Raw genomic sequence first — 21,084 nt, forward strand, 5'->3', positions numbered from 1 at the left:
GGGTCCGCGCGTCAAGCGATCTTGGTCTTGCCCAGCTTCAGCACCCGATCGAAGTGCTCCTTCGAGACGGGCACCACGCTGAGCCGCGACCGCTTCAAGAGCGAGATCTCGGCCAGCGACTCGTCGCCGCGGATCGTGTCGAGGCTCACCTGCACCTTGAACGGCGCGACCGGCTCGATGTCCACCACGCTCCAGTCCTCGTCGGCGTCGGCCGTCGGATCCGGGTACGCCTCGCGCTTGACGCGCGCCACGCCCGCGACCGCCTTGCCCTCGCTCGAGTGATAGAAGAGCACGAGATCCCCCTGCTTCATGGCCCGCATGTTGTTGCGGGCCTCGAAGTTCCGGACGCCGTCCCACATCGTCTGGCCGTCGCGCACGAGCTGCGCGAACGAATATTTCTGTGGCTCGCTCTTCATCAGCCAGTAACGGCGAGACATGCACGATCTCCAGGGCAGGCGCGAGGGCGGCGCCGGCCTCGCCGTCGCGCTCTCATCCTCGACGGACAGCCCGTCGATTTGACCGGCTACCCTAGCACCGCCCGTTCAGTCGGTGATCACGATCTTGGCGCCGTCCGGCGTTCGACGCGCGATCTCGTCAATCTCGTCGTCGTCGAGGGCGATGCAGCCGAGCGTCCAGTCGCTCTCCTTGTGCACGCCGGCGAGCTGCGCGCTCCCCACGCCGTGGATGCCGATGCTGTGCCCGACGCCGCGGCCCGGCGGGACCTCGCCGCGCCGCTTGAGCTCGGCGAAGCGCGCGCGGTCTTCCTCGTTCGGGTAGCTGACGATCAGGAACCGATGGAACAGGCCGTTGATGCGGCCCGAGACGCGGTACGTGCCGACGGGGGTGCGCCTGTCGCCCTCGTAGCGCTTCGGCCCCGGTCCGCCCGGTCCGAGGGCGACCCGGTAGGACCGGACGATCTTGCCGCCCGCGACGAGATCGAGCGTGTGCTCGCTCTTGTCGATCCGGATCTCGGTGACCGGCGGGGCACCGCCCCGGGCGGCGGTCAGGGAGGGGACCGTGTGGGTGAGGGAAGCGGCGAGCAACGCCGCGGCGAGGACGAGAGGGGGCCTGAGGAGCATGCCCGACCGTCGGCGCCGGGCTGGAGAGTGTGACGCCCGGCCGGGGCCTGCAGTATTCTCGATCGGGCGCGTCACACTCCGCGGCCGCGGCGCGATGCAGGGTCGATGAGCACGCCGATGACCACCGAGGACCGCACCCCCGCGACGAACCCCCTGGCAGAGCCGGGGCTCCGCCGAGCCCTCGAGGATTTCGTGCGGCGGCGCGTCCCGAGCGGCGAGGTCGACGACGTGGTGCAGACCGTCCTCTGCGACGCGCTCGCGTCGTCGGGGCGCCCGGCCGACCCGACGGAGCTCCGGCGCTGGCTCCTCGGGATCGCGCGCCACAAGGTGGCCGACCACCACCGGCGCTCGGCGCGGGAGGCCGCGACGGAGCTGCCCGACCTGCCGGTCGGACCGCCGCCCGTCGAGGCGCGCGAGCTGGCGCGCTGGGCGGAAGAGCAGGCCTCCGCGAGCCGCGACGCCCGGCAGACGCTGTCGTGGATGGCCCGGGAAGGGGAAGGCGAGAAGCTCGAGAACATCGCCGCCGAGGAGCAGGTGCCCGCCGCCCGGGTGCGGCAGCGCGTGTCGCGGATGCGGCGATGGATGCGGGAGCGCTGGATGGCCGAGCTCGCCGCGGTCGCGGCGCTGGCCATCCTCGCGATCATCGTCGCCCGGCTCCTGCGGTCGACGAGCGACGCGCCGTTGATCGCGCCCCTGCCCGAGCCGCAGCCGAGCGCGCCGCCCGACGGGCCTTCGCCGCCCGTCGCGCCGCCCTCGCCGCTCGACGCGCTGGAGCGCGCGCGGTCGCTGCGGGCCGAGGCGCTGCGCGCCTGCGACGAAGCGGCCTTCCGCCGGTGCCTGGACCAGCTCGACGAGGCCGATCGGCTCGACCCGGCGGGCCGCGACGCGCCGGAGATCGCCGCGGCGCGCGAGCGCGCGCTCGAGGCGCTCCGCGCGCCGACGGAGAAGGCGCCGGCGCCCGTCAACGAGAAGCTCGACAAGAAGGACGAGAGCAACTCTCGCCCCGCGCCGAAGCCTCGCCCGAAGGTGGCGCCGCCGCCCGCACAGAAGCCCACCTCGTCGGTGCGCGCGGAGCAGATGCTCAAGGAACAGATGCTCAAGTCGAGGAAAGCAGCGCCGAAATCGAAGGTCGACGAGCTGGATTTCCCGTCGGGGAAACTCTAGCTGCTCGCGCCGAGGGGCGAACGACGCGCCGAGATCGAGCCGAACTCGACGGCTCGCCGTCGCCTCCGGAGCGGGGGGGCCGACGCGCTTCCGAGGGGGAGCGGCGCGCGCCGCCGTACGAATCCATCTCGCAGTTTCCGGCGTAGTCGTCTAAACACGCTGGCGCTCGGCGCCATCAACGACGCCAAGGAGAGGAGCCCAGGAGATGCGAACGACGAGATGGCTTGGAATGGCATTCGCAGTGTCGCTGCTCGCGGCGAGCGCCGGCTGCGCGGTTGAGCCCCAGCAGCAGACCGCGAAGGCGCCGGCACCGCCGCCCGCGCCGCCGCCGCCTGCGCCGCCTGCGCCGCCCCCTGACGCGGACGCGGACGGGGTGCTCGACGACGGCGCCGACAAGTGCGTCGCCGAGAAAGAGGACGGCCTGCCGCCCGACGCCAAGGACGGCTGCAAGTCGACCGACCCGGACGGAGACGGCTTCGTGGCCGAAGCGGACAAGTGCCCGACCGAGGCCGAGGTCAAGAACGGCTACAAGGACGAGGACGGTTGTCCCGACGTCCCGCCGGTCGCGCTGGACGGCAACGAGGTGAAGCTCAACGAGAAGATCGCCTTTGTCGCCGGCAAGCCCGATATCGAGCCCGCCTCGCAGGGGCTCCTCGCGAACGTCGCGCAGATCCTCAAGGACCATCCGCAGATCCAGTTCGTCGAGGTCGCGGCCTACTCCGAGAAGGTCGGCAACGACGCCGCCACCGTGACGCTCACGAAGAAGCGCGCCGAGGCGGTGGTGAAGGCGCTCACCGCGCTCGGTGTCGAGAAGAACCGCGTGCGGGCCGCCGGCTACGGGGCGCACTGCGCGACCGATCCGGGCGAGACCGAGGAGGCGAAGGAGAAGAACCGCCGCGTCGAGATCAAGATCATGCGGCTCGACGGCAAGGACACCGGCGTCGAGCTCGCCTGCGCCGCGGTCGCCGCCAAGGGCCTCAAGCCGGCCGGCGTGCCCGCGACAGCGCCGAAGGGCCCCACGAAGGCCTCCGACCCGAAGCCGGTGGACCCGAAGGCCGCCGCCAAGCCCGCGGACGCGAAGCCCGCCGCAGCGCCTGCCGCACCGGCGCCCGCCGCCGCGCCGCCGGCTGCAGCGCAGCCCGCCGCCGCCGCGCCTGCCCCCGCCGCGCCCGCCGCGGCGAAGCCCGCGGACACGAAGCCGGCCGCGGCGAAGCCCGCGGACACGAAGCCGGCCGAGACGAAGCCCGCCAGCGTGAAGTAGGCGCTCGGCGCCGCGCGAGCGGGCAGGCTAGCGAGCCTGTCCGCGCGCGGCCGCGAGCAGGTTCGTGAGCGCCTCGCGCGCGGCCTGCCGGCGCTGCGGCTCGGGCAGCGCGCCCGGGCGCAGGCGCTCGATCTCGGCGCACAGCGCGGCGCGATCGCCGGCGAGAGGCGCGCCGCACGCGCCGTCTCCGGGGGCGTCGCGCGGCGCAGGCTCGCCGGCGAGCACGGCCGCCGCGGCCTCGATGAGGCGCGCGGTCGCCGCCGCGTCTTCGCTCGCGCCCCGGAAGCGGCCGACGAAGTCGGGCTGCTTCGAGAGCCGTGAGAGGACGTCCCAGCGCTGCTCGCGCACGGCGAGCTCCGTCGCGAAGAGCACGACCTTCAGGTTGCGGCCGAGGTCGGGGAGGGCGCGCGTCTCGCCGTCGAGCGCCATCAGGTCATCGACGACGCTCGCGTCGAGCGCCGCGGCCGCGCAGCGTACCGCGACGCTGAGCAGATCCGCGCGCAGGGCGGGGCCGAGCGAGGGAGCGCGGCCGAGCGCGCGCGCGGCGGCGAGCACGACGGGGCCGCAGTGCCCCTCGCGCCGCTGCCGCGCCAGCATCACGCCGGCGTCGTAGAGCCGGCCGCTCTGCCGCAGCGCCTCCACGGCGGCCGTGAACGCGTCGGGGTCGTACGTCCCCCGCTCCGCCGCCGTGAGGAAGCCGTCGAGGCTGCGCAGGGCAGGGCACGCGGCCGCGCTGCCCGCGCGCGCCCGTCGCTGGAGGTGCGGCAGCTTGCCGAGGACGTCGGCGATGCGCAGCGAGAGCGCGAGCGGGTAGGCGTCGCAGGCGGGCTCCTCGTAGCCGCCGAGCTCGACCCTGGCCTCGGTGCACGCGAGCGGCCTGGCGACCGCGGCGAGCGAGCGCGCGGTCCTCGCGACGAGCGGGTCGAGCCCCTGGACAGCGGCGAGGCCGGCCGGGAGCGGATCGAGGAGCGCCGCGACCGCGGCGTCGTCCGCGTCCGGCGGCAGGAGGCCGCGGACGAGCGTCCAGAGGTCGCCGGCGAGGAACGGGTGACCGGCCTCGGCCGCGAGCTGGGCGTCGATCGCGAGCAGCGCGCGGGCGTCCCGGCCCCAGGCGAGCGGCTGGTCCGGGCGCAGCGCCCGCCGCCCGAGCCGGAGGCCGAACGAGAGCGCGGCGATCGCCCGGCGCGCCGCCGCGGTGCCGCGCTCGGCGTCGCCCTCGAGGAAGTGGTAGGCGGCCGCGAGCGCCGCGGCGCTGACGTAGGCGCGCGCCGCGTCCTCGTCGCTCCGGGGCGAGCCCTCGGGCGCGAGCGCCGCGGCGAGGGAGCCCTCGGGCTCGCCGCGGGTGCGGAGCCCGAGGCCGAGCTGGAAGCTGTTCGCCCCTTCGAGGAGCCCTGCGCCGTACGAGACGTCGAAGCTGAGCGAGAAGACGCGGGTCGCGGTCTTCTCCTCGTAGCGGTAGGTCATGCGCGGCACGCGCAGGCCGCGGGCGTCGGCGGCGGCGAGGACGCGGTCGAGGGCGTCGCGCGCCTCGGCGCGCCGGCCGCCGGCGAAGTCGCGCACGGCGCCGACGAGGGCGAGCACGTCGCCGGTGTCCGCCGCCTGGCAGGCGTCGTCGGACGCCTTGCTCATGGCGGCAGCGTACGCCGACGGATCCGGGGCAATGCCGGCCCGGGCCTTCGCGATCTCGCCGAGGTACGAGAGCGCCCAGGCGACCCGGCTGCCGCTGTCGTTCGCGAGCGCGATGGCGTCCGGCGACGGCGGCCCGCCCAGCACGGCGGCGCCGAGGAGCGAGGCGAGCAGCGCGAGATCGGCCTGGTCGCGCAGCCCGAGGGCCGAGAACGCGCGGGCGTAGCCGACGAACAGGCCCCGCAGATCGCCGCCGCCGCCGCCGTCGCGCGCGGCGGGGAGCGACGCGAGCGCGTCGAGCAGCGCGCCGCCGGCGGGGCCTCGTCCGACGCCGCCGCGCCGCGCCGGATCGTCGCGGAACGCCGCGGAGAGCCCGCGGAGCACCCGGCCGAGCGGGGCGCCGCTCCGCTCGGCGAAGCGCTCCGCGGTGGACGACTCGAGGAGCGCGCGGGCGAGCGCATAACCTCCGGTGAGCGCGTCGGCGAGGTCGTGGTCGACCCAGCCGGAGAGGCCCGCGGCGACGGCGGCCTCGGCGTCCGCGGTCGGGAGGGTGAAGCGCGGCGGAGCGACGCGCGCCGGCGCGCCGGCGGCGCGCGGCGGCGCCGAGAGGAGATCGATGGCGTCGGAGAGGAGCGTCACGAGGAGCCGCGCGCGGCGCGCCCACAGGCCGTCGCCCTGCCTGTACCGCGGCGCGCGCAGGATCCGCCGGCGGACGTCGCCGAGGCGCGCGAGGGCGCGGCGGGCCTCGGGGCTCGGCCCGCGCCCGGCGGCGCAGGCGGCCCCGGCCGGCGGCGGCTTGCGCGAGCGCTCGGTGAGGAGCACGGCGAGGACGCCGTCGGCCAGCGCGGTGACGTCCTCGACGAGCTCGGGCGGGGGCGCCTCCGCGGCGCCGGCGTCGGCATCGCCCGCCGCGAGCCCCGCGACGGCGCGCCGGAGCGCGTCGCGCGCCTGCCGGCGCTCCGGGGGGAGCCTGGCCGCGTCGGTCGCCTGCGGATCCAGCGCGCCGGCGGCGCCGAGCGCGGCGTAGCGGGAGAGGCTCGCGGCGAGCGCCGCGAGGCCGGGGTAGGGCAGTGCCGGGGCCGGCGCGAGCGCGCGCTCGATCTGCGCGGACGAGAACGCGAGATCCGGCGCCTGACCGGAGGCCAGCCGGTACAGCGCGTCGGCGGCGTAGAGGCCGGCGACGCCCCAGCCGGCCTGCTCGGTGAGCTCGCCGCGGAGCTTGGCGGTGAGCGCGCCCTGCAGGGCGAGGAAGTGCGGGGGCTGCACCTCGGGCGGGTACGCCATGCCCGCGAAGACGCCGGCGAGCGCCGCGCCGAGGACGGCCTCCGGGTCGTGCGCCTCGGCCATGCGGCGCTGCACGGCGATCTGCGTGAGGTCGACGATGGCGTCGCGGAGCGGCTCGTCGGCGAGCACCCCGGGGCTGTAGGCGAGGGGGATCAGCGCGAGCGCGCGGTAGCGGCGCGGCTCGGCCTCCGCGAGGGCACGCAGCGCGGCGAGGTGCGCGAGGCCGAGCTCGGTGGCGCGGCGGTGGACGGCGCTCCCCGCCTGGCTCGCGGCGGGCGCGGGGCCGCGCTCGTGGAGCAGGCTGGGCGCGAGGGCCCACGTGGTGCTCGTCTGGTCGACGGCGCGGACGAGCGCCTCGTAGCGCGGCAGCCATGCGTCGAGCGGGAGGCGCCGTCCCGGCGACGCCGCGGTGCTCGCGGGCGCGGCGGGCGCAGCGGCAGGATCGCCCTGGGCGAGGGCGCCGGCGAGCGCCACGGCGAACACGAGGTCGCGCGGACCTTCCATGGGCGGCGCGACGTCCCGGCCGCAGCCAGGGGCCTTGCCGAGCAGGTCGTCGAGCGCGGCGCGCCGGTCCGCGGGGACGGCCCGCAGCACGGCCGCGCCGTGGGCGCGCCACGCGGCGCGGCCGTCCCGGGCCGTGCGCACGCGGAGGAGGTCGCCGTAAGGCGTGTCGCCCGGCGCGGGCGGCGGGTCCAGCCGGGGGGCCGAGGGCGTGCCGGTCGCGTCGTCCTCGGCCTCCTCGAGCGCGACCCCGGCGGTCGCGAGCAGCTGCAGCGCGTAGCGGCCGCGCAGGACCGGCTCGTCGTTCGGGTCGCGCCCCTTCATCGCGGCCGCGAGGGCGTCGGCCGCGGCCGCGGCCTCGACGTAGCGGAAGCGGCCGGCGGCGCCAAAGGCGCGGCGGACGAGCGCGGCGAGCGCGATGTCGTCCGCGACCCGCGAGAGCGACGCGTCGCCGCGCGCGATCGGCGCGAGGCCGGCCATGAACGGCGCGAGCGGATCGGCCGGAAAGAGCTGGACGGCGCCGTGGCGGGCGCGCGCGTGGACGAGGTGCTCGTACCCGAGGGCCTCGCCGAGCGCGAGGAGCAGCGCGTCCGCGCCCAGGGCCCCGGGGGGCGGCAGCGGCGCGGCGCGGATCCATTTCGCCTCCGCCGCGGCCGCAGGCGCTCGCGCGGTCGCCGTGGCCTCTGCGCCCGCCTCGACGATGACCGCGGCCCGCGGCGCGCGCCCGGCGCGCCGGTCGAGGTCGCGGAGCAAGAGCGCCCAAGGGTCGTCGGCGTCCCGGGCGGCGCGGGCAGCGACGTACCCGAGGGCGAGCTCGCGCGGGGGCCGGCCCTCGGCGAGCGCCGCGGCGAGGGCGCGCTCGCACGCGTCGAGGTGCGCAGGATCGCACTGGGCGGCCTGTGGGGGCGTGGCGCCCGGGGAGGCCGCGCCGCCGCAGCCAGCGGCGAGCAGCGCGAGGAGCAGCGCGGTGCAGAGCGGGAGAGCGCGCGGCGAGGAGGACACGCGATCGTGCAGCATGACGCGCGCGCGACCTTACACGAAACCACCCCTGTCTTCCTGCCCCCGGAGCGCCGTGCTACGCGCGCGATATGCGACGGGCTTCGGAGCGACGAGGTGCCGGCGGCGCGGGGGGCGGCGGGAGCGCCGGTTGCGGGGCGCGCGGCGCCTCCGCGGCGCTCGGGTTCGCGATCCTCGCGCTCTCGGCGTGCAGCGAGGGCGAGGGCGGGTATGCGGGGACGACCGCGCGCGTCGGCAAGGACACAGAGACGATCTACATCAACAACGGCAGCGAGCCCGAGTACCTGGATCCAGGAAAATCCAACGACTCGGCGAGCTCCACGCTCGTGCAGCAGATGTTCGAGGGGCTGACGACCTACGGCGCCGGCGACCTCCGCCCGGTGCAGGGGGTCGCGACCCACTGGGAGCAGAGCGACGACAACCGGCTCTTCCGGTTTCACCTGCGGCCGGAGGCGCGCTGGTCCGACGGCAAGCCGGTGACGGCGCACGACTTCGAGTACGCGTGGAAGCGCGTGCTGCGCCCCTCCACCGCCTCGCTCGCCGCGACGAACCTCTACGTCCTCAAGAACGGCGAGCTGTTCAGCCTCGGCAAGCTCAAGGCGCTGCGCGAGGCCGCGCCGCTCCGCGCGGCCCCCCGGCCCGACGCGCCATCCGCGCTCGATCTGCCGAAGGGGGCGTTCGTCGTGGTGCTGGCGCGCTCGCCGATCCAGGTGGACACCGCGATCGCGCCCCTCGCGGCGCTGCCGGAGGGCTCCGCCGCCGTGACCTTCGCGAAGGGCGACGCGAAGGGCGGCGCGAGCGATCGGCTCTCGTTCGGCGCGGCAGGAGGCGGCGCGGCAGGAGGCGACGCGGCCGCTGGCGGCGCGGCGCCGCTCGGCTCGGCGCCCGGCGGCGGCTGGCAGGGCGCCGTCGTCGACATCGTCCGCGTGGGCCCGCCGTGCAAATGCAATGGCGCCGCCGACCGGTGGTTCGAGATCGAGCGGGGCGGCGCGCGCGGCTTCCTCCCGGGCTGCGCGCTCGTCCCCCCCGCGGGCAACGCCGGCAACCCGGGCAAGGAGAGCGCGGGCGGCGCGCCCCGGTCGGAGGCGTACGCCGTCGTCACGCCGCACACGAGCCTCCCCACGTACGACGCCGCGGCGCCGCCCTCCGGCAGCGCCGCGCAGGGCGAGCCCCCCGTGGGCTTCGTGCCCGACGCGCTCCTCGTGGAGGACGACAGGGCTGTCGGCGTCCGGGCGAGCGACGACCATACGCTCGACGTGCAGCTGGAACAGCCCACGCCCTACTTCACCGATCTCACGAGCTACGTGACGCTCTTCCCCGTGCGCAAGGACGTGATCGAGGCGTTCGAGAAGCGCGGCGAGCCCGAGCTCTGGTTCCGCCCCGAGAACATCGTGGTCAACGGCCCTTACACGCTCGATGAGTGGAAGTTCCGTTACGAGATCACGATGAAGCGGAATCCGATGTACTGGAACCGCGACAAGCTGAAGATCCACCGCGTCGTGTGGCTGGAGGTCGAGCTCTACAATGCCACGATGAACATCTACAAGGCGGGGGATCTCGACTACCTGGGCGACAACACCTCGCTCCCCGCCGAGCACATGGACTGGCTGTCGACCAAGCGGGATTTCCAGCGGTATCCGTACCTCTCCATCTACTGGTTCGAGTTCAACACGAAGAAGCCGCCGGTCGACGACGCCCGCGTCCGCTGGGCGCTCAACCTCGCTGTCGACAAGCGGCAGATCGTCGAGAAGGTCACGCGGGCGGGGCAGACGCCGGCCACGCACTACGTCCCGGACTACACCGGATCGGGCTACGACGAGGCGGTCGCCGAGGACAGGAAGCTCGGGGTCGATCCGTTCTCGTCGCCGGAGGTCGCGTTCAACCCGGAGCGCGCCCGCGCGATGCTCGCCGAGGCAGGGTACGAGGTCGTCCAGGAGGGCGACGGGTACCGGGCGAAGAACTTCCCGGCGCTCGAGCTCCTCTACAACACGAGCGAGGGCCACAAGCAGATCGCTGTCGCGGTCCAGGACATGTGGAAGCGCCACCTCGGCGTCTCGGTCACGCTGCGGAACGAGGAGTGGAAGGTGATGCTCAAGAACGTGCGCGACGGGCACTACCAGGTCGTGCGGTTCGGCTGGATCGGCGAGTACAACCACCCGGCGACGTGGCTCGGCACGCTGCTCTCGTACAGCCCGCAGAACCGGACCGGATGGGCCGACCAGGAGTTCGACGATCTGATGCGCGCCGCCGCGGCGACGGCCGATCCGAAGGAGAGCATCCGGGCGTTCCGCAAGGCGGAGAAGCGGGCCCTCGATCGCATGCCCAAGCTGCCGCTCTACTTCTACACGAAGTCGACGCTGGTGAAGCCGTGGGTCAAGGGGTTCAAGGGCAACTCGCGCGGCGTGCAGCTCGTGAAGTGGCTGTGGAACGACCCGAGCTGGCGCGACAACCCGTCGAACGAGACCGCGTTTCCGGAGCTCGAGTTCCCGGCGCCGGGGCGGCTGGGCGCGCCCTGACGGCGCCGCTGGGCCGGCTGGCCGCGCCCCGAGGTCCCCGTTGACGCGCCGGCCTGTGCCGTGGCCTCATCGACGGGAGCGCGGCATAGACCCTCTCGGGAGAACGACATGAGCAAGACGATCCTGGTCACCGGAGGCGCGGGCTACATCGGCTCGCACACCTGCGTGGAGCTCCTCCACGCGGGCTACCGGGTGGTGATCCTCGACAACCTCTGCAACAGCCGCAAGGCGGCGGTGGAGCGGGTGGAGCGGATCGCCGGGAAGCAGGTCACGTTCATCCAGGGCGACATCCGCGACGCGGCGCTCCTGGATCGGCTGCTCGCCGAGCACCCGATCGACGCGACCATCCACTTCGCGGGGCTGAAGGCCGTCGGCGAGTCGGTCGAGAAGCCGCTCTCGTACTACGAGAACAACGTCGCAGGCACCGTGTGCCTGCTCAAGGCGCTCGACGCGCGGGGCGCGCGGAAGCTGGTGTTCAGCTCGTCCGCCACCGTGTACGGCGATCCCGAGCGCGTGCCGCTCGACGAGGGGAGCCGGCTCGGACCGACCAACCCCTACGGGCAGTCCAAGTTCATGGTGGAGCAGATCCTGCGCGACGTGGCGGCCACCGGGGGCTGGTCGCTCGGGTCGCTGCGTTACTTCAACCCCGTGGGCGCCCACGAGAGCGGGCTCATCGGGGAGGATCCGAACGGGATCCCGAACAACCTGACGCCGTTCATCACGCAGGTCCTCGTGGGGCGGCGCGACAAGCTCCGGGTGTTCGGGGGCGACTGGCCGACGCCGGACGGCACGGGCGTGCGCGACTACATTCACGTGGTCGACCTCGCGCTCGGGCACCTCGCCGCGCTGAACCGCATCTTCACCGTCGGCGACAGCTTCACCGTCAACCTCGGCACCGGGCGGGGGCACTCGGTGCTGGAGATGGTGGCCGCGTTCGAGAAGGTCAGCGGGAGGCGCGTCGCCCACGAGATCGTGCCGCGCCGCCCCGGGGACGTCGCCTCGGTGTACGCGGACCCCGCGCGCGCGATCGAGCTGCTCGGCTGGCGCGCGGAGCGCGATCTCGAGACCATGTGCCGCGACAGCTGGCGCTGGCAAGAGCAGAACCCGAAGGGGTTCGCCGATTAGGGCCGCGGATCTGAGGCGCGATAGGGCGCTCCTGCTCGCGGCCCTCTCGTGCCTGCTCGCGGCCTGCGCGGGCGAGACCGAGGGCTACGTCGGGACGACGTCGCGCGTCGGCAAGGACGTCACGACGTTCTACGTCAACAACGGCGACGAGCCGGAGTACCTCGATCCCGGCAAGGCCGTGGACTCCGTGAGCATCACGCTGCTCCACCAGATGTTCGAGGGGCTGACCAGCTACGCGCCCGGCGATCTCCACGCCACGCAGGGGGTCGCGGCGCGCTGGGAGCGGAGCGACGACAACCGGCTCTTCCGGTTCCACCTGCGGCCCGAGGCGCGCTGGTCGGACGGCAAGCCGGTGACGGCGCACGACTTCGAGTACGCGTGGAAGCGCGTGCTGCGCCCCTCAACGGCGTCGCTCGCCGCGACGAACCTGCACGTCCTCAAGAACGGCGAGCTCTTCAACCTGGGCAAGCTCAAGGCGCTGCGCGAGGGCGCGACGCTGCGCCGCGCGCCTCGTCCCGACGCTGCGCCCGCGCTCGATCTGCCCAAGGGGGCGTTCGTCGTCGTGCTCGGCCAGTCGCCCGCCCGGGTGACGTCGGCGGTGGCGCCCCTGCCGGCGCCGCCCGCCGGGGTGACCTCGGTGACCTACGCCGAGCCCGACGAGGCGAAGGGCGCCGGCGAGCGGCTCTCGTTCGACGCGGCCGGCGCGACCCCGCCGCCCGCGGCGCGCGACGCCACCCCGGGCGGCGGGTGGCGGGGCGCCGAGGTCGCGCTCCTCGCGGCCGGCCCGCCGATCGCCTGCAATGGCGCGGCCGATCGCTGGTTCGAGATCGAGGGGCCAGCGGGCCGCGGCTTCCTCCCGGGCTGCCTGCTCGCGCCCGTGGAGGCCGCCGCCTACGCGCTGGTCGCGCCCCACGCGAGCCTCCCGACGTACGACCCCGCCGCGGCCCCGGGCGCTCGCGCCGCGCCGCCTTCCGGCTCCGGAGGGGCGACCGGGTTCGTCGCCACGTCTTCGCTCGTGGAGGACGACACCGCCGTGGGCGTGCGGGCCCGCGACGACCTGACCCTCGACGTCGAGCTCGAGCAGCCGGCGCCGTACTTCACCGATCTCACGAGCTTCGTCACCCTGTTCCCGGTGCGCCGCGACGTCGTCGAGCCGTTCGAGGCGCGGGGCGAGCCGGAGCTCTGGTTTCGCCCCGAGAACATGGTGGTCAACGGGCCCTATCGGCTCGACGAGTGGAAGTTCCGGTACGAGATCACGATGAACCGGAACCCGGCGTACTGGGGCCACGACGCGCTCAGGATCCACCGGATCGTCTGGATGGAGATCGCCCAGCACAACGCCACCCTGCAGCTCTACAAGGCGGGGGACATCGACTACCTGGGAGACAACTGCGAGCTCCCGTACGACCACCGCAGCTGGCTGTCCGGGAAGAAGGATCTCCGGCGCACCGAGTTCCTCTCCACGGTGTATTACGAGCTCAACACGAGGAAGCCGCCGGTCGACGATCCGCGCGTCCGGTGGGCGCTGAACCTCGCGATCGACAAGCGGGAGCTCGTCGAGAAGATCACGCGGCTCGGGAAGCCGGCGACCCACTACGTGCCCGACATCACGGGATCCGGCTACGCCGAGCAGGCGGCGGAGGACAGGGCGCGCGGCGTGGATCCGTTCTCGAGCCCCGAGGTCGGCCACGACCCGGCGCGCGCCCGCGCGCTGCTCGCCGAGGCCGGGTACGAGGTCGCCCGCGAGGGAGACGAGCTGCGGGCGAAGGGGTTTCCGCCGCTCGAGATCCTCTACAACACGGGGGAGGGGCACGCGCAGGTCGCCGTGGCTATCCAGGACATGTGGAAGCGCCACCTCGGGGTCTCCGCGACGCTGCGCAGCGAGGAGTGGCGGGTGATGCTCAAGGACCTCCGCGACGGCAACTTCCAGGTGATCCGGCTGGGCTGGCTGGCCGACTACAACCATCCGCAGACGTGGCTCGGGACGTTCCTGTCGCAGAGCCCCCAGAACCGGACCGGCTGGGCAGACGCGGAGTTCGACAAGGCGGTCGGCGAGGCGGCCGCGACGGCCGATCCCAGGGACAGCATCCGGCGCTTCCGGGCGGCCGAGCGGCGGGCGCTCGACGGGATGAGCAGGATACCGCTCTACTTCGAGGAGAAGCCGACCCTGGTGAAGCCGTGGGTGAGGGGGTTCATCCCCAACGCGCGGAACACGCAGCTCATCAAATGGCTCTGGATCGACCCGGACTGGCAGAAGCAGAAGGAGGGACCGGCCGGAGAGCCGCCGCCCGTGCTGGAGTTGCCGCCGCCGGGGCGGCTCGGGGGGTGAGCGACGGTCACCCGCTTCGGATACGGGCCCACCTCGACGTTTTCGGTGCTCAGCGCACCGGAGTGCGCTTGCGCGCCGAAAACGCCGATCTGGGCCCGTCTCCTGTGCGGGTGACCGCCGCTCGGCGACGCGTGTAGCAGAGGTGGGCGGAAACCGCGATCAGCGCCCGCGCTTCCGCGGCGGCGCGGTGGCCGGGGGAGCCGCCCGCAGCGCCGCACGTACCTCCATCAGGATCTGGCCCAGCCGATTCAGGCCGGAGCCGTCGCCTCCACACCCCCAGTAGAAGTCGATCGGCGACGCCTCGACGATCTCGTCGTCTCCTGTGTCGAGCAGCATCTGCCGTAAATCGAGGTGTGTGTCGAACTTGCAACGCACGGCGCGCCGCATGATGTCGTCCTTGACTGCCTCCCAGTCGGATCGGAGCGGGTGGCTCCGGTCGCGCCCCATGCGCGCCGCGTCGCGCGGCCTCGGCACGCGCCGGATCGCGTCCGCGTGCGCCGGATCGGTCGCGGTGAACTTGGCGGCCTGGAAGAAGTGCTCCACGGTCGGCCAGAAGGCGCCATCGAGCGCGATGCCGTGCGGCGAGAAGTTCGACATCCAGCCCCACGCGTCCCGCGGCAGATAGAAGTAGATCGCCACCTCGCCACCTCGCCGCCGGCATTGCGGCGGCCGTGTACATTAACACGACGCGCCCACCCTTACGAGATCGCCGCCTCGGCTATGGACACGACGAGAAGAACAGCCATAGGATCGGTGACCATGACGGGCGACGAGATCATTGAAGCCATCCTCTCCCAGTACTCCGTCTTTCTTCACTACACGGACGAGGCAGGGCTGAGCGGGATCCTGCACGAAGGCGTGATCCGCCCGAACCACAATGGCGTTGTGTACCTGACGCAGGAGCCCATGACGCAGGCGGAGGCGCACACGAACATCTTCATCGGCGCCACGACCCATAGCGGTCGCGCCTCGCACCTCTTGGTGCTGCAGCTCGACATCGGCCTGCCGATCCGGCGCCTCAACAATTACGAGTTCCGCGTGGATCAGAACATCAAGCTCCATCAGCACAACGTGCTGTATACGGGGCTCAACCCGTTCTGACAGGTAGCTGCGGCGGCGCAGTCGAGCGCCGCTCGCCCGATTCGTGGTCACGACGCGCGCGCCCGGGTAGAGTCGCCGCATGCTCCTCTCCGACGCCTCGATCGGCGCGGCGCGCGTGCTCCTCGGGGGCGCCCGCGCCGCGGTCGAGATCCGCTGCCCAGGCCCCGGCGTCCTGCGCGTGCGCCACGCCCCCTCGTCCGCCGTGACGAGCTTCACGCACCCCGAGCTGCCTCCCAAGCGCTCCTTCGCCGTGGTGGCCGAAGGCGCGTTGCCGCTCTCGGCGCGCCGCGAGGGGGACGCCGTTCACGTGAGCGCCGAGGGCGCCTCTCTCGAGATCTCGCTCGCCGCGGGCACATGGATCTTCAGCGACGCCGCGGGCCGCATCCTCGCGCGCAGCGAGGCCGTCTCGGGGCAGGTCCGGCCGGCGTTCCCCGTCGACGAGCTCCGCTCCAGGCTCTCGCTCGCGGCGCCGCCGGGCGAGGCCTACCTCGGGTTCGGCGAGAAGGTCGGCCCGCTCGACAAGCGCGGCCTGCGATTCACCTTCTGGAACACCGACGCTTTCCCGCCGCACGTGGAGTCCGACCCGCTCTACGCCTCGATCCCTTTCTTCATCGCCCTCCGCGGCGGGGTGGCCTGGGGCCTCTTCCTCGACGAACCGTGGCGCTCGGAGGTCGATATCGCCCTGAACGATCCGACCCGCATCGAATGGGAGTCGCGGGGCCCCGAGCTCGACGTCTACCTCCTGGCCGGCCCGCACCCGGCCGACGTGCTCCGGCGCTACGCCGCGCTGACCGGGCGCCCGGCCATGCCGCCCCTCTGGAGCCTCGGGGCGCACCAGTCGCGCTGGGGCTACGAGACCGAGGACGACGTGCGCGGCGTCGTCCGCGGCTACCGATCGCGCGGCCTCCCGCTCGACGTTGTCCACCTCGATATCGATTACATGGATGCTTATCGGGTCTGGACCTGGGACCGCTCGCGCTTCCCCGACCCGGCGCGGCTCGCGCGCGAGCTCGCGGCCGAGGGCGTCAAGCTGGTGACGATCGTCGACCCGGGGATCAAGGCCGACGAGGGATATGCCGTCTACGAGGAGGCGAGGGCGCGAGACTACCTCGTCCGGCTGCCTCGCGGCGGCCCCCTCGTGGGAGAGGTCTGGCCCGACCCGGCGGTCTTCCCCGATCTCACGCGCGAGGAGGTGCAGCGCTGGTGGGGTGATCTGCAAAAGCCCTTCGTCGACGCGGGCATCGCCGGCATCTGGAACGACATGAACGAGCCGGCGTGCTTCTCCGTCCGCCCCGACAGGGGCCTGCCGGCGCCGAGCGGCGGGCGCACCGCCGGCCTCGGCGCCATCGAGGGCAGCACGCTCCCCGACGACGCGCGCCACGGCGCCCGGCGCCACCTCGAGGTCCACAACGTCTATGGACTCGGCATGTCGCGGGCCGCCCACGAGGGCCTCGCGCGCCACGCGCCGGAGCGGCGCCCCTTCGTGCTGACGCGCGCCGCCTTCGCCGGCATCCAGCGCTACGCCGCGGTGTGGACCGGCGACTTCGCCAGCAATTTCACGCACCTGGAGGCGTCCATCCCGATGCTGATCGGCCTTGGCCTCTCGGGCGTGCCGTTCGTGGGCGCGGACATCCCGGGCTTCACGGGGCGCGCGAACGGCGAGCTGCTCGTGCGCTGGATGCAAGCGGGGCTGTTCTATCCGCTGATGCGCAACCACGCGGCGAGGGGCAGGCCGGCGCAGGAGCCCTGGCGCTTCGGCGAACCATATCTCGGCCTCGCGCGCGCGGCGCTCGAGCGGCGCTACCGGCTCCTGCCGACCCTGTACACGCTCATGCACGAGGCGGCGGAGACGGGGATACCCGTCCTGCGGGCGCTGTCCTTCGCGGCGCCGGGCGACCCCGAGGCGCTCCACGCCTTCGATCAGCTCCTGTTCGGCGGCGATCTGCTCGTGGCGCCGGTGGTGCGGCCAGGGCAGTCGAAGCGGCTCGTGTACCTGCCCGCCGGCGCATGGATGGACTTCGCGAACCTGGAGCGCGCGGGGAGCGTGGACCAGGGCGGGCGCCACGTGATCGCCGATGCGCCGCTCGGGGTGGTCCCCGTGTGGCTGCGCGCCGGAGGCGCGGTGGCGCTCACCGCGCCTCGGATGCACACGACGACCGCCAGCTGGGAGGAGATCACATGGCACGTCCACGCGGCGGAGCGCGTGAGCGGCCGCCTCCATGAGGACGAGGGCGACGGCCACGGCGCGTCGCGCGCCACCCGGATCGAGGGCGTCCTCGACGGCGCCACGTTCGCGCTCGAGCGCAGCGCGACAGGCGATCTGCCGCTCGCGCGCGAGGTGGAGACGATCCGCGTCCACGGCGTGCCGGCGCCGCGCTCCGTGGTCGGGGCCAGATCGCACCGCGCGATCGACGGGGGCGTCGAGATCGAGGTCGCGGCGGACTGGCAGCGGATTGAATTCAAGGTGTCCTGATCGCGGCGGCGCCGCGCGCCGGGGCGGTCAGCGGTGCTTCATCACCCAGTCGATCGCCAGCCGCACCCGCGTGGAGAGCAGCCGCCGCGACGGGTACACCGCGAAGAGCTCGCGTGGCTCGACCGTGCGCCCCGTGATCGTGAGCTCGACGAGCGCCTTGCCCTGCTGCTCGATCACCTCGCGGGGCGCGCAGACCACGCCGAGCCCCTGCGCCGCGGCGGCGATCGCCACCCGCGGATCGTTCACGCAGAGCTGCGCGCGCGGCCGGACCTCCTCGATGGATCCGTCCCGCCGGCGAAGGCGCCATGCGGCGCCCGGGTGGCTCAGGACCGCGGGCACGGACCCGAGCGACGCGCGCGCGAGCCGCGAGCGGCCCTCGAGCGCGTCCCGCACGAGGCGCGGCGACGCGGCCAGCGCGTACGGGAGCGACCACAGGCGCCGCGCCACGAGGTCGGCGTCCTGAACGGGCCCGGCGCGGAAGGCGAGATCGATGCCCTCCTCGACGAGGGGGACGACCGCGTTCGTGAGCGTGAGCTCCAGCGACAGGCGCGGGTGCCGGGCGGCGAAGGAGAACAGCGCCGGCGCGATCCGCTGCGCGCCCGTCATCACGGGCGCCGTCACCCGGAGCCTGCCCGCGGGCTCGTCCTCTCGATCCGCGGCCCGGTCGAGGACCGAGCCGAGCTCGTCGAGCAGCGGCCCGGCGCGCTCGATCAGCCGCGCCCCCTCGCCGGTGAGGCCGACCCGGCGTGAGGTGCGCTGGAGCAGCCGCACCCCCAGCGCCTCCTCCAGCTGCGCCACCCGGCGGCTCACGGTGCTCGTGGGCACCCCCGTGCGGCGCGCCGCCTCCACGAAGCTCAGGTGGTGAGCGACGACGGCGAAGAGGCGCACGTCCTCGAGGGAGATCATCCCGCTCATGGGACGGAGCATGCCACAGCATCCCATGGTTTGCCCGAGGCGCGCGCGCTACGCCTCGCTCATGGACCTTGAAGATCAGCATGTCGTCGTCATCGGTGGCTCGTCGGGCATCGGCCTCGGCGTGGCCAGGGCCTGCCTCGATCGCGGCGCGTCTCTGACCCTCGTGAGCCGCTCGCGCGATCGCCTCGCGGGCGCCGCGGCCGAGCTCGGGGAGCCGCGCCGGGTGCGCACCTTCGCGGCCGACGCGACGCAGGAGGCCGAGGTGCGGAGTCTGTTCAACGAGCATCCGCCGGCGCGCCATGTGGTGGTGACCGCGGTGGAGGCGCATTATCAGCCGATTCGCGCGCTGGACATCGCCGCGGCGCGCCGCGTGATCGACGCGAAGCTCGTCGCGGCCCTGCACGTCGCCAAGCACGCGCGGATCGAGCCGGGCGGCTCGCTCACGTTCACGGCCGGGATCGCGGCGGAGCGGCCGGGGCCCGGCGGGGCGGTCGTGGCCGCGGTGAACGGCGCGCTCATGGCGCTCGTGCGCGCCCTGGCCGTGGAGCTCGCGCCGGTGCGCGTGAACGCGCTGTCGCCGGGCTGGGTCGACACGCCGGTCTGGGACTCCCTCGCGGGCGGCGCCAAGCAGGAGCGCTTCGCGCAGCACGCGCGCCGCCTCCCGGTCGGGCGCGTCGGCGCGCCCGCGGACATCGCCCACGCCGCGCTCTTCCTCATGGGAAGCGGGTTCACCACGGGCGAGGTGCTGCGCGTCGACGGGGGACACCGTCTCGTCTGAGCCAGAGCCCGCCCAGGGTGGTGGCCGGATTCGACAGGTGCGCAACGCGAGCGCAACACGAGCGCAACACGAAACAAGAGACGGCAAGCGAGGGAAGCAAGAAAACCGCGGGGAGCGAGGGAGGCGCGCCGCAGCCGCCTGGCCCATCGAACAAGGCATGTTTCCCGAGCTTGCCGGCACACTTGCCGCAACGCTTCACCGCGCGATCGCCATGAGACGTGGTTGACAAAAGCCGCGAAATATGGTTGTTCTTCTGCTCCCTAGGAGTGCACCATGTACCCTCGTTCTTTCTTTCTTCTGACCTTCGCAGCGGTAGCCCTGGCGTGCTCTTCGACGCCCGACGAGAGCAGCGGCCCGACCTCCGGGTCCGGCGGCAGCAGCGGGACGCCCGCGAGCAGCAGCGGGACGCCGACGAGCGGCGTTAGCAGCTCGACCGGCGACGACTTCGGGACCATCACGGGGGGCAACACGAGCGCCGGCGCAGGCGGCGCAGGCGGCAGCGATTGCAAGAGCGTCCTCGATGTCACGTATCGCGACTTCAAGGAAACGCACCCCGACTTCGAGATGCCCACCTTCAGGGGCGACGAGCCCCGCCGCAAGCTCATCGAGCCGACGCTCGACGGCGATCGGAAGCCGGTGTTCCTCGACTCGGTAGGCTGCTTCGCAGACAGGGAGACCCAGCTGGGCTGCAGGGACGGGGTCGGCACCCAGAAAACCATCACGAGCGAGGAATCCTTCAACCAGTGGTACCGGGACGTGCCGGGCGTGAACATGACGTTCACCAAGGAGCTCGCGCTCGAGGAATCGCCGCCCGGATCGGGGCAGTTCGTGTTCGAGAGCGCGGCGTTCTTCCCGCTGGCGCCGGACGAGGGGTTCGGGATCTCCCCGGCAGGCAGGGACCGGAACTTCCTCTTCACCACCGAGATCCACCTGATGTTTGGCTACGTCGCCGGTCAGAAGTTCACTTTCGTTGGCGACGACGACATCTGGATCTTCATCAACGGCAAGCTCGCGGTCGACCTCGGGAGCATGCACGGGCCGGAGACAGGCATCATCGACTTCGACGCCATGGCCGACGACCTCGGTATCTTCCCGGGCAACAACTACGCGATGGATATCTTCCACGCGGAGCGCCACACCGACGGGTCGAACTTCCGCGTCACGACCAACATCTCCTGCTTCGTGCCCGTCGACATCCCGCTGTGAGGCGTCCGGGCTCGCCCCGCGCCCTCTCGCAGGCGTGAGCCCGACATCCATCTTGGCGTCTCATGGCGCCTTGGCGGTTCCATCCTTCCTGCGAGGTGGGGGAATCCCCCCACCGCCCGGATTCAGACGTCGAGCGCGATGTTGTTGGGGTTGGCGGCGTCGATCTTGACCGGCACGACCAGGCCCGGCTGCACGCGCGGGATCGCCATCTGATGGATGACCGCGAGGATGGCCGCGCGGTAGGGCGGCGCGTTCGGGCGATACACCTCGAGGTCGACCCGGCACTGCGGCTGGTAGTTGATCATCGTGCCGGTGGGCTGGACGACGAGCACGCGGGCCTGCGCGGGCAGGCCCGTCATGCGCAGGTTGGCCGCCGCCGTCTGGGCCTGGATCATCTCGTTCGCGCCCGCGAGCATCTTGTTCGCGTTCTTCATCATGGGCAGAAAGACGGTGACGAACACCACGGCCATGACGCCCAGCACGACGAGGGTGATCACGATTCCTAAGAGGGGACCGGCGATCGACATGGGAGCCTCCACACGACTGCGTTGACGGGCCGGCGGTCGGCAGAGCGTGAGGGAGGACCCCGAGCTGCGCGTCGCGCCGGCGAGGGAGCGACCGATGCCACGGGGCTCCTCCGCGATCACAGGGGAGCACGAAAGGGCGCCAGCGACAATCCTGCGGAGCGCGCCGCCGTCGCCGTGGCCTG

General features: G+C 73.3%; 15 protein-coding genes. 9 read left to right on the forward strand and 6 right to left on the reverse strand.

Translation table 11 applies throughout. The annotated features are described in order from the left end of the window. Positions 1-11: 11 nt before the first annotated feature. A complete protein-coding gene (locus WME95_RS19520) occupies positions 12-437 on the reverse strand; it encodes an EVE domain-containing protein (protein ID WP_437282361.1) in 426 nt (141 codons plus the stop codon). A gap of 105 nt (positions 438-542) precedes the next feature. Beyond that, positions 543-1,079, reverse strand: coding sequence for a L,D-transpeptidase family protein (locus tag WME95_RS19525; RefSeq protein WP_437553637.1), 537 nt, complete (start codon positions 1,077-1,079; stop codon positions 543-545). A gap of 117 nt (positions 1,080-1,196) precedes the next feature. Here WME95_RS19525 and WME95_RS19530 point away from each other — a divergent pair, with 117 nt between their 5' ends. Together WME95_RS19530 and WME95_RS19535 are read left to right on the forward strand one after the other, a co-directional pair. Continuing rightward, the gene (locus WME95_RS19530) at positions 1,197-2,243 is read left to right on the forward strand and encodes an RNA polymerase sigma factor (protein ID WP_437909851.1); all 1,047 of its coding nucleotides are present in this window, start codon (positions 1,197-1,199) and stop codon (positions 2,241-2,243) included. Between the two features lie 229 nt (positions 2,244-2,472). Further along, positions 2,473-3,504, forward strand: coding sequence for an OmpA family protein (locus tag WME95_RS19535; RefSeq protein WP_437909852.1), 1,032 nt, complete (start codon positions 2,473-2,475; stop codon positions 3,502-3,504). Between the two features lie 27 nt (positions 3,505-3,531). Here WME95_RS19535 and WME95_RS19540 read toward each other — a convergent pair whose 3' ends face one another. Beyond that, positions 3,532-7,932 carry a hypothetical protein gene (locus WME95_RS19540; RefSeq protein ID WP_437909853.1) on the reverse strand — a complete coding sequence of 1,467 codons (4,401 nt, stop codon included), beginning with the start codon at positions 7,930-7,932 and terminating at the stop codon, positions 3,532-3,534. 71 nt (positions 7,933-8,003) lie between these two features. Between WME95_RS19540 and WME95_RS19545 the strand changes: the two genes are divergently transcribed. The 3 genes from WME95_RS19545 (at position 8,004) to WME95_RS19555 (ending at position 13,902) form a co-directional block, all read left to right on the forward strand. Further along, positions 8,004-10,448, forward strand: a complete 2,445-nt coding sequence (locus WME95_RS19545; RefSeq protein WP_437909854.1) for a peptide ABC transporter substrate-binding protein — start codon at positions 8,004-8,006, stop codon at positions 10,446-10,448. A gap of 108 nt (positions 10,449-10,556) precedes the next feature. Continuing rightward, a complete protein-coding gene (galE, locus tag WME95_RS19550; RefSeq protein WP_012236077.1) occupies positions 10,557-11,573 on the forward strand; it encodes a UDP-glucose 4-epimerase GalE in 1,017 nt (338 codons plus the stop codon). Between the two features lie 187 nt (positions 11,574-11,760). Further along, a complete protein-coding gene (locus WME95_RS19555; protein WP_437909855.1) occupies positions 11,761-13,902 on the forward strand; it encodes a peptide ABC transporter substrate-binding protein in 2,142 nt (713 codons plus the stop codon). Between the two features lie 159 nt (positions 13,903-14,061). Here the strand turns inward: WME95_RS19555 and WME95_RS19560 are convergent, their stop codons facing one another. Further along, on the reverse strand, positions 14,062-14,541 hold the full coding sequence (locus WME95_RS19560; protein ID WP_437909856.1) for an NADAR family protein: 480 nt from the start codon (positions 14,539-14,541) through the stop codon (positions 14,062-14,064). Between the two features lie 120 nt (positions 14,542-14,661). Here WME95_RS19560 and WME95_RS19565 point away from each other — a divergent pair, with 120 nt between their 5' ends. Next, positions 14,662-15,003, forward strand: a complete 342-nt coding sequence (locus tag WME95_RS19565) for a hypothetical protein (RefSeq protein WP_437909857.1) — start codon at positions 14,662-14,664, stop codon at positions 15,001-15,003. A 79-nt stretch (positions 15,004-15,082) separates the two neighbouring features. Further along, on the forward strand, positions 15,083-17,476 hold the full coding sequence (locus WME95_RS19570) for a glycoside hydrolase family 31 protein (protein WP_437909858.1): 2,394 nt from the start codon (positions 15,083-15,085) through the stop codon (positions 17,474-17,476). A gap of 27 nt (positions 17,477-17,503) precedes the next feature. On the opposite strand, the gene WME95_RS19575 is transcribed toward WME95_RS19570, so the two are convergent. After that, complete coding sequence (locus tag WME95_RS19575; protein ID WP_437909859.1) at positions 17,504-18,403, reverse strand: LysR family transcriptional regulator; 900 nt, start codon at positions 18,401-18,403, stop codon at positions 17,504-17,506. A 49-nt stretch (positions 18,404-18,452) separates the two neighbouring features. On the opposite strand from WME95_RS19575, the gene WME95_RS19580 reads away from it, so the two are divergent. Both WME95_RS19580 and WME95_RS19585 read left to right on the forward strand, forming a co-directional pair. After that, positions 18,453-19,169, forward strand: a complete 717-nt coding sequence (locus tag WME95_RS19580) for an SDR family oxidoreductase (RefSeq protein ID WP_437909860.1) — start codon at positions 18,453-18,455, stop codon at positions 19,167-19,169. Positions 19,170-19,442: 273 nt separating this feature from the next. Then, positions 19,443-20,375 carry a fibro-slime domain-containing protein gene (locus WME95_RS19585; RefSeq protein WP_437909861.1) on the forward strand — a complete coding sequence of 311 codons (933 nt, stop codon included), beginning with the start codon at positions 19,443-19,445 and terminating at the stop codon, positions 20,373-20,375. A gap of 122 nt (positions 20,376-20,497) precedes the next feature. Here the strand turns inward: WME95_RS19585 and WME95_RS19590 are convergent, their stop codons facing one another. Then, positions 20,498-20,902, reverse strand: coding sequence for a hypothetical protein (locus tag WME95_RS19590; protein WP_437553661.1), 405 nt, complete (start codon positions 20,900-20,902; stop codon positions 20,498-20,500). Between the last annotated feature and the right edge of the window lie 182 nt (positions 20,903-21,084).

The sequence above is a fragment of the Sorangium sp. So ce327 genome (genome assembly GCF_051530205.1).
Taxonomy (GTDB): domain Bacteria; phylum Myxococcota_A; class Polyangia; order Polyangiales; family Polyangiaceae; genus Sorangium; species Sorangium cellulosum_B.